The following is a 486-nucleotide window of genomic DNA, read 5'->3' as shown; positions in this document are numbered from 1 at the left end:
TTAGAAGCCCAAGCCCGCTATGACAGCCTATTTGAACGTGGTCGCACCTTGTCGCTATGGCTGTTTGAACATGTTCATGGTGAAAGCCGTGACCGTGGTCAAGCCATGGTCGATTTAATGGCTCAATACGAGCAAGCAGGATTTGCTATTGATGCCAAAGAATTGCCAGATTACATTCCGATGTACCTTGAGTTTTTGGCATACCAAGCCGTAGCCACAGGTGACGAAATGCAAGTCCGCATGGACATTGCCGATGTCAGCCATATTTTGGCAGTGCTTGGGGCAAGACTTATTGATAAACAAAGTGAGTACGCCAGCTTATTTAAGGCATTATTGCAAGTCGCAGGACAGCCGTTAAGCTTGATTGATGACGAGCTTGCCAATATGAATAAATCCGAAGCGGTCAAACTTGCCGAAGACAGCCTTGAAGCCATTGACAGCGAATGGGAAGAAGAAATGGTGGACTTTTTGGGTGCAGAGCAAGAG

1 protein-coding gene is annotated in these 486 nt (G+C 46.9%); it reads left to right on the top strand.

Features of this window, described 5'->3' with window-relative positions; all coding sequences use genetic code 11:
* Positions 1-486: nitrate reductase molybdenum cofactor assembly chaperone (gene narJ / locus J1781_RS00455; protein WP_217233030.1), on the top strand; the 486-nt coding region annotated here is incomplete at both ends.

Origin of the sequence: Rahnella perminowiae (genome assembly GCF_019049695.1) — a bacterium.
In the GTDB taxonomy this organism is placed as follows: domain Bacteria; phylum Pseudomonadota; class Gammaproteobacteria; order Enterobacterales; family Enterobacteriaceae; genus Rahnella; species Rahnella perminowiae.
The sequence above is the reverse complement of the archived record's forward strand: the minus strand, read 5'-3'. Positions and strand labels throughout refer to the sequence as shown.